6 protein-coding genes are annotated in these 7,883 nt (G+C 50.8%); 1 reads left to right on the top strand and 5 read right to left on the bottom strand.

Annotated elements, in window-relative coordinates:
- Positions 1-91: 91 nt before the first annotated feature.
- From AC4BAN_RS15855 to AC4BAN_RS15840, 4 genes are all read right to left on the bottom strand, one after another.
- Positions 92-466, bottom strand: a complete 375-nt coding sequence (locus AC4BAN_RS15855; protein ID WP_490565390.1) for a Na+ dependent nucleoside transporter N-terminal domain-containing protein — start codon at positions 464-466, stop codon at positions 92-94.
- Between the two features lie 102 nt (positions 467-568).
- The gene (locus AC4BAN_RS15850) at positions 569-1,177 is read right to left on the bottom strand and encodes a bifunctional nuclease family protein (protein WP_490565389.1); all 609 of its coding nucleotides are present in this window, start codon (positions 1,175-1,177) and stop codon (positions 569-571) included.
- A gap of 14 nt (positions 1,178-1,191) precedes the next feature.
- Positions 1,192-2,166 (bottom strand): electron transfer flavoprotein subunit alpha/FixB family protein, encoded by a 975-nt coding sequence (locus AC4BAN_RS15845; RefSeq protein WP_490565388.1) that lies wholly within the window; start codon positions 2,164-2,166, stop codon positions 1,192-1,194.
- A 2-nt stretch (positions 2,167-2,168) separates the two neighbouring features.
- Positions 2,169-2,909 carry an electron transfer flavoprotein subunit beta/FixA family protein gene (locus AC4BAN_RS15840; RefSeq protein ID WP_490565387.1) on the bottom strand — a complete coding sequence of 247 codons (741 nt, stop codon included), beginning with the start codon at positions 2,907-2,909 and terminating at the stop codon, positions 2,169-2,171.
- Positions 2,910-2,976: 67 nt separating this feature from the next.
- Between AC4BAN_RS15840 and AC4BAN_RS15835 the strand changes: the two genes are divergently transcribed.
- Positions 2,977-3,309, top strand: coding sequence for a tetratricopeptide repeat protein (locus AC4BAN_RS15835; protein ID WP_490565386.1), 333 nt, complete (start codon positions 2,977-2,979; stop codon positions 3,307-3,309).
- A 1,033-nt stretch (positions 3,310-4,342) separates the two neighbouring features.
- Here AC4BAN_RS15835 and AC4BAN_RS15830 read toward each other — a convergent pair.
- Positions 4,343-7,786, bottom strand: coding sequence for a pyruvate carboxylase (locus AC4BAN_RS15830; protein WP_490565385.1), 3,444 nt, complete (start codon positions 7,784-7,786; stop codon positions 4,343-4,345).
- Between the last annotated feature and the right edge of the window lie 97 nt (positions 7,787-7,883).

Raw genomic sequence — 7,883 nt, 5'->3', positions numbered from 1 at the left:
GCTTTTTTAATGTTTTAAAGTATGTTTAAAAACTGATTAAAGAACTAAGCGAATAATAACACGTGTTAAATTTTGAGCAATTTGGTTTTGCCTAATATGCAATTTCGTTTTGCCGATTATAGTAATACAGGCCCGCAGACACCGTAGAAAAGAAAATAATGGTAGGCAATACCGAGAAAGCGAAGATAAAGCCCAGTCCGGCATTTTGAGCCGGATTGGCCAGGTTACCGAAGAGGAACTGCGCCCCTGCCTGCGAGAAATCAAGAAATGTAACGAAACCGCGACTGACCGCCGCAAAACCATCTGCCACCAGGGGAACCTGGGTAACCATGATCCCAAAGAAGACCTGTAAAAAGACACCGAAGCCAACGAGCTTCCAGTCTATCAGCTTTTTGTTTTTTGAGAACACAAACGCTATTGCCAACAAGGCAATAAGACCAATGACACCTCTTAAAATATCGTACATAGTATTGGACAAATATTGCCAAAAGTAAACCTAATATCCCATAAAACAAAAAGTCCTGTGCCTAACTGGCACAGGACTTTTCCTACTACATAGGATGTTAAATCAGTTACGCTTGTTTAACTCGTCGCGGATCTTTGCTGCTCTTTCGTAGTCCTCCTTTTCCAGAGCTTCGTTTAACAGCTTATTCAGCTCATCCACAGATATTTGGTTCAGGGGTTCCTTTGATCCTGATGAAGCGGAGGCAGCGGTAGAGCTGCTTTTTACCGCTAGCTCTTCATTTTCCTCTTCCTCTTCCTCCAGGTCGCTTAAAATAATGCCTGCCTCCGACAGCACACTCTCCACCGTGTAAATAGGTACGCCGAAACGCAATCCGATGGCAATAGCGTCAGAAGGTCGGGAGTCCAACTCAAAATCGGAGGTGCCGTTTGTGCACATGATCTTGGAGTAAAACACGCCCTCCTTAAGGTCAGAGATCAAAATCTCCGTCACCCGTACATCCATTTGTTCGGCAAACGACTTGAACAGGTCGTGCGTGAGCGGCCGGTTGGGGTTTATCTTCTCGATCTGGATGGCAATGGACTGTGCCTCAAACATGCCGATGATGATCGGCAACCTTCTGTTTCCGTCTCTCTCCCCTAACACCAGGGCAAACGATCCCGTTTGCGACTGGCTGGATGAAAGCCCGAGTATCTCTAACTGAATTTTCTTCACAGTATCTTCTACGTCTATTTGTCTAAAGCTTTGGCAGCTTCAATTAATTTAGGAACAACCTCAAAAGCGTCGCCCACAATGCCATAATCAGCAGCTTTGAAGAACGGTGCTTCCGGATCCTTATTAATAACGACAATCACTTTAGAAGAGTTAACCCCTGCCAGGTGCTGAATTGCACCGGAAATGCCAATAGCGATGTACAGGTTAGGGCTAACCGTGATGCCTGTCTGGCCTACGTGCTCGTGGTGCGGGCGCCAGTCCATGTCTGACACCGGTTTGGAGCAGGCTGTGGCCGCACCAAGCGCTTTTGCCAGGTCCTCTACCAGGTGCCAGTTTTCGGGGCCCTTCAGGCCACGGCCACCCGACACCACGATTTCGGCCTCCGGCAGCAGCACGCCGTCTGTCTCCTGCATCACGGTCTCTTTTGGTGCAGCTGCGAAATCGGCATCCGTCAGATCGGCTGAAAGCTTCTCTACCGTTGCTGTTCCTCCCGCATGCGATACCTCAATGGAGTTTTTCTTTACCGCAATGATCTTCACATCAGCTGTTAGTTCCACATCGGCAAACGCTTTGCCCGAAAACACGCCGCGCGTTACCACAAAACTGTCTCCGTTTATGGCAGGCAGGGCGGTTACGTTCGTGGCCAGGGAGCCATTAAGGCGAACGGCAAGCTTAGAGCCTACCGCCGCGCCCACGTTCGTGTTCGAGAACACCAGTACTTTGGCACTCTCCTGCTGGGCCGCGTTCGCGATCACTTTTACATAGGCATCGGCCACAAACTGCGTCAGGCGCTCATCGGCATCGTAAAGCACTTTGCTGATTCCCTGCTCCCCAAGTTTTGTGAGCGCATCCTCGTGCACTTCTCCGATAGCTACGGCTGTGGCAGATGTGCCCAGCTGTTTGGCTACCTGGCTTCCGTAAGACGCCGCCTCCAGCGAGGACTTTTTGATCTCTCCGTTCAGACCTTCTACAAATACTAATACAGACATAGTTATAGTACTTTAGCTTCGTTTCTCAATAATGAAATTAATTCTCCTGCGTTTTCAGGATCGATCATGCGCACGCCGCTCTTTTTCTCCGGCTTGCTGAAGGCATCGATGCTGGTTTTAGCAGTTGCCTCTATAGGCTCTTTTACCGTCAAAGGCTTCGTGCGGGCCGTCATGATGCCGCGCATGTTCGGTATTCTGGGCTCCGACATGGGCTGTTGCGCGCTGGCCACAAAAGGCAGCTTCACTTCCACCACCTCTTTGCCTCCTTCTATCTCGCGCTCCAGTCTGGCGGTGCTGTCGTCAAGCATTTCCAGCTTAAAGGCCGGCGTAATACTCGGGATGCCCAGCATCTCTCCGACCATGTTATGCACCTGGAAACCGTTGTAGTCGATGGACTCCTTGCCCATCAGGATCATGTCGTAATTGTTCTCTTTGGCCACGGCGCTTATCTGCTGGGCTACAAAGTATGCATCTTTTGGAAATGCGTTCACGCGTATGGCATCGTCTGCGCCTATGGCAAGCGCTTTGCGGATGTTTGGCTCAGTATCGGCCTCGCCTACGTTTAAAACCGTCACACTGCCGCCCTTTGCCTCTTTCAGCTCAATGGCTCTGGTCAGTGCGTATTCATCCCAGGGGTTGATAACAAACTGAACGCCGTTCTTGTCGAATTCCTTGTTATCTCCCGTGAAATTGATCTTGGATGTAGTATCGGGAACGTTACTAATGCAAACTAATATTTTCATGGTTAGAAATGTTAGCTTATTAAAAGTTAAATTTGTGCGAAGTTAGTTAAAATATAGCCAAATCGAAATGTCGCAGAATAGAATAGAGCAACTTCATAAATTCCTGGAAGAGGACCCGAATGATCCTTTCACCATTTATGCCCTGGCCATGGAATATCGCCCCACAGACAAGGAAAAAGCACTTACCTACTACACACAACTCCTGACCGAGCATGAAAACTACGTGGGTACATATTACCACGCAGCTAAGCTGTACGAAGAGTTAGGCCAAAACGACGAAGCAGAACGCATCTATAAAAAAGGAATGCTGATTAGCAGGCAGGAAGGAAACCTGCACGCCTTCTCAGAATTGCAGCAAGCTTACAACAAGCTGATGGGCCTTGATTACGAAGATGATTAAACTGCCGGCTGCAGAAACCAAAAATAGTATGCATGCAGCATATTTCCAAACTATACTTATATAACTTGTTTAGGCTGGTTTTGTTGCATCAACGTTTAACCAGTTCGGGATTTGCGGAATGCACGGGTTTAGGGGATTTGGTTGTCCCTTGTCGAAGCGCTGTGGTTGCGGGTTGCAATTTTTGTGATACCGGGTCGAACCACCCCCAACCCCTCCTTATCCAAGGCGGGGAGTTTTTTTCTGCTAAAGCTGCTGTTTACTTCGTGAAGGACAGTAGTCAATTGTTGGAATACATATTTGTTTTCAAATCGCAGTACTTTTCTCCCTTGCTCCCGAAGTCTTTGGCCTCTTTCATTTAATACTTCCAATGTTCTGCTTCAAAAGGCGTAAGATTTTTTCTTAGAGCTCTCAGGTATTTTTAGTTAAGCATAATTTTTATACTTCTGCACCAGAAGCTACCCTAAAGCAACCAAGTTTATGTAGTAGGTAAAAACTCCCCGCCTTGGATAAGGAGGGGTTGGGGGTGGTTCGGCCCGGTATCACAAAATGTCAACCTGCAAACACAGCAGTTAGAACCTGCACCTCAAATAAATCCCCTAAGTCCCTACTTTCCGAAAAAAAACTGGCTCTTAAAAACAACATCGACACCACAGATGAAGAAACAACTATTATAGAAGGCACAGAAGCAGTGGTAGCCCAGGAACTGTAATTCCAGAGAAATACCGCTAGTTTGAACGCATCGGTAACTTTGGAGAATGATAGCTGCCAGTTGTAACTGCTTAAAAAAACAGCTAAACATGCTGCCAGCTACAAACTGGCAGCATGTTTAGGTTTAACTCCTGTAGGGACAGGCCGCGACCTGTCCGGACGTACTGCTGTAACTATAGAACTATAACCGCAACTAATCCTGCAGCAGCTTTTTCATCTGTAAATTAAACCTGTATGTTTTAGCAAAAGCCTGTCTAAACTGAAGCACGGACAGGTCGCGACCTGTCCCTACGAGATCGCGCCAGCAAATGCTACAAACAATACCTTACGCCAGCGTCAGCACCAGATCGTCGGTATTCACCAGCGTTCCCTCTGTCAGCTGGATTGCCGTAACCTTGGTGTCTTCGGAAGCGGTAATGGTGGTTTCCATTTTCATGGCTTCGATGATGAAGAGCGGCGTGTTCTTTTTAACAGTTTGATCCTTCTCCACCAATATTTTTGAGAGCAGGCCCTGCAAGGGCGCCCCAATCTGCTTCGGGTTCGTCTTGTCTACTTTCTGGTGCGCTACCCGCTCTACCTTTACTGAGGTGTCGCGCACCTCGATATTGCGCGTCTGGCCGTTCAGCTTAAAGAAAATGGTGCGCATGCCATCCTCGTTCACCGGCCCCATCGACTGGTACTTGATCACGATGGATTTTCCGCGCGCGATGTCAATGATCGCCTCCTCACCGGGTTGCAGGCCATAGAAGAACAGGCGCGTCGGTATTTTGGACACATCGCTGTACAGCTCATAGTGTTGGTGATAGTCCTCGTATACTTTAGGGTATAACTGGTGCGAAAGGAAATCGGTGAAGCCGCACACCTTGCCGAACTTCTCCTGGAAATCAGCGAACGCCTGGTTCAGGTTAACAGACTCCAGGTGCTCGTTCGGTCTTTCGGTAAAGGGTTTCTCATCTTTGAGCACGATCTCCTGCAACCTTTTTGGGAATCCGCCCACAGGCTGGCCCAGGTCGCCACGGAAAAACGACTGCACCGACGCCGGGAAAGAAACCTGCTCGCCCCGCTCCAGCACATCCACGGTAGTCAGGTTGTTGGATACCAGGTAAAGCGCCATGTCGCCTACCACTTTGGAGCTCGGCGTTACTTTCACCACATCCCCGAACAGCTGGTTCACCTCCGCATAGGTCTCCTTTATCAGCTCCCATTTATCGCCCAGGCCCAGAGCCTCGGCCTGCGGACGCAGGTTGGAATACTGCCCACCCGGAATCTCGTGGCGGTATACTTCGGCAGTGCCTGCCTTTAAGCCCGACTCGAACGGGTAATAGTATTCCCGCACCGTTTCCCAGTAATTGGAATGCTTGTTCAGGCTCAGCTGGTCAAACTCGCGGTGCCGGTCCTGGCCGCGCATCATCTCCACAATAGCGTTAAAGTTTGGCTGCGAGGTAAGGCCCGACATCGAGCCCAGGGCCACGTCCACCACATCCACGCCCGCCTCAATGGCTTTTAAATAAGTGGCCGACTGTATAGAAGACGTATCGTGGGTGTGCAGGTGAATCGGGATCTTAACGGTGTCGCGCAGGGCGGTGATCAGCTCGGTGGCCGCATACGGCTTCAGCAGTCCGGCCATGTCTTTCACAGACAGTATGTGCGCGCCGGCATCTTCCAGCTGCTTGGCCAGCTGCAGGTAGTAATCCAGGGTATACTTGGTCTTTTTTGGGTTCAGGATGTCGCCGGTGTAGCAGATGGCTCCCTCGGCCAAACCCTGCGTTCGCTTGCGCACATAGTTGATGCAGGGCTCCATGCTCTTCATCCAGTTAAGGGAGTCGAAAATGCGGAAAACATCCACACCCGTCTCCCATGATTTCTCCACAAACGCCTCGATCAGGTTATCCGGGTAGGCCTTGTAACCCACGCCATTCGAGCCCCGGATCAGCATCTGCAGCAGGATGTTGGGTACCGATTTGCGTATTTCCTTCAGCCTGTCCCAGGGGTCTTCGTGCAAAAAGCGCAGGCAAACATCAAATGTGGCCCCGCCCCATACTTCCATACTAAAGGTTTGCGGGTGGTCTTTGGCAAAGCCTTCCGCTATCTTCAGCATATCAAAGGTGCGCATGCGCGTAGCCAGCAGCGACTGGTGCGCATCCCGGAAAGTGGTGTCGGTATAATGGATCTGCTTGTCGTTGCGCAGCCACTTGGAGAACTCCTCCGGACCGAGCTCGGTAAGCAGATCTTTCGTGCCTTTTGGGAAAGGATGCTGCAGGTTGCTGCCAAAAAAGTCTGGCTTACGGAGCATCTTGTCCTTGTCCGGATTCTTCACGTCCGGGTTCCCGTTCACGATCACATCTCCCAGAAAAGTGAGCATTTTGGTGGCCCTGTCGCGGCGCTGCTTAAATATAAACAACTCGGGGTGGGTCTTGATGAAATCCACGGTATAGGCACCTGAGATAAACTCCGGGTGATTGATGATATTCTGCAGGAACTGGATATTCTGCTTCACGCCGCGAATCCGGAATTCATCCAGGGTGCGCGACATTTTCAGGGCCGCATGGCGCAGCGTAGGCGCATGGGCTGATACCTTTACCAGCAGCGAATCGAAGAAAGGGCTGATCTTGGCCCCCTGGTATACGCTGCCCTGGTCGAGGCGGATGCCGAAACCGCCGGCACTGCGGTACGCGATCACGGTGCCGTAGTCAGGTTTAAAGTCGTTCTCGGGGTCTTCGGTGGTAATGCGGCACTGAATGGCCACGCCGTTTGCCCTTACCGTGTGCTGTGGCCCGAGCAGTACTTCCTCGTTATCCAGGGTATAGCCGTCGGCAATAAAAATCTGCGTTTTTATCAGGTCGATGCCCGTGATCATTTCCGTCACAGTGTGCTCCACCTGAATGCGCGGGTTCACCTCGATAAAGAAGATGTTGTTCGTGTGGGGCTCTACCAGGAACTCTACCGTGCCCACATTGTTGTAGTTCACCGCTTTGCAAATACTAATGGCGTAGTCGTAGAGCTGCTGCCTGATCCCCTCATTCAGGCTGATGGCAGGCGCCACCTCCACCACTTTCTGGAAACGGCGCTGCACCGAGCAGTCGCGCTCGAACAAATGCGTGATGTTGCCATAGTTGTCGGCCACGATCTGCACCTCGATGTGCTTGGGGCTCTCCACATACTTCTCCAGGAACAGCGTATCGTCGCCGAAGGCTTTCAGCGCCTCGTTCTTAGCCTCAAAGAAACCCCGCTCCAGTTGGTCATCATCCCGGATCACGCGCATGCCCCTGCCGCCGCCGCCAGCAGCTGCTTTGAGCATGAGCGGATACCCGATGCGCTGGGCTTCCTCACGGGCCGTATCAAAAGTGTTCAGGTCCAGGTCGCTGCTTTGGATGATGGGCACCTGGCAGCTTACCGCCACCTTCTTGGCTGCTATCTTATCGCCCAGCGAGGCCATTACCTTGGGTTTGGGGCCAATAAAGATAATGCCGTTGTCGGCGCACTTTTGCGAGAAATGCTGGTTCTCTGAAAGAAAGCCGTAACCGGGGTGTATGGCGTCTACGCCGTTATCCTTGGCAATCTGTATAATGCCGTCTATGTCGAGGTAAGGCTGCAGGGGCTGGTTGTCCTTGCCCACCTGGTAGGCCTCGTCGGCTTTGTAGCGGTGCAGGGAGTAACGGTCTTCGTAGGTATAAATAGCTACAGTTCTGATGCTTAGCTCGGAGCAGGCGCGTAAAACGCGTATCGCTATCTCGCCACGGTTCGCGACAAGTACTTTCTTTATGTTCATAGAAGGTGAGATGAGGTAAAAATTTCAACCATTGATACTGCTGTGGATTTCCTGTAAAGCGGCTTATACCGCTCGTAAAGCCTTAAAACCGGACGGG

Source organism: Pontibacter sp. GD13 (genome assembly GCF_058216355.1).
Note: the sequence above shows the minus strand (reverse complement) of the source record. Positions and strands in the feature narration are given on the sequence as shown.

Coding starts and splice junctions, on each gene's coding strand:
- AC4BAN_RS15830 (WP_490565385.1), bottom strand. CDS start 7,786: ATGAACATAAAGAAAGTACTTGTCGCGAACCGTGGCGAGATAGCGATA.
- AC4BAN_RS15845 (WP_490565388.1), bottom strand. CDS start 2,166: ATGTCTGTATTAGTATTTGTAGAAGGTCTGAACGGAGAGATCAAAAAG.
- AC4BAN_RS15855 (WP_490565390.1), bottom strand. CDS start 466: ATGTACGATATTTTAAGAGGTGTCATTGGTCTTATTGCCTTGTTGGCA.
- AC4BAN_RS15840 (WP_490565387.1), bottom strand. CDS start 2,909: ATGAAAATATTAGTTTGCATTAGTAACGTTCCCGATACTACATCCAAG.
- AC4BAN_RS15835 (WP_490565386.1), top strand. CDS start 2,977: ATGTCGCAGAATAGAATAGAGCAACTTCATAAATTCCTGGAAGAGGAC.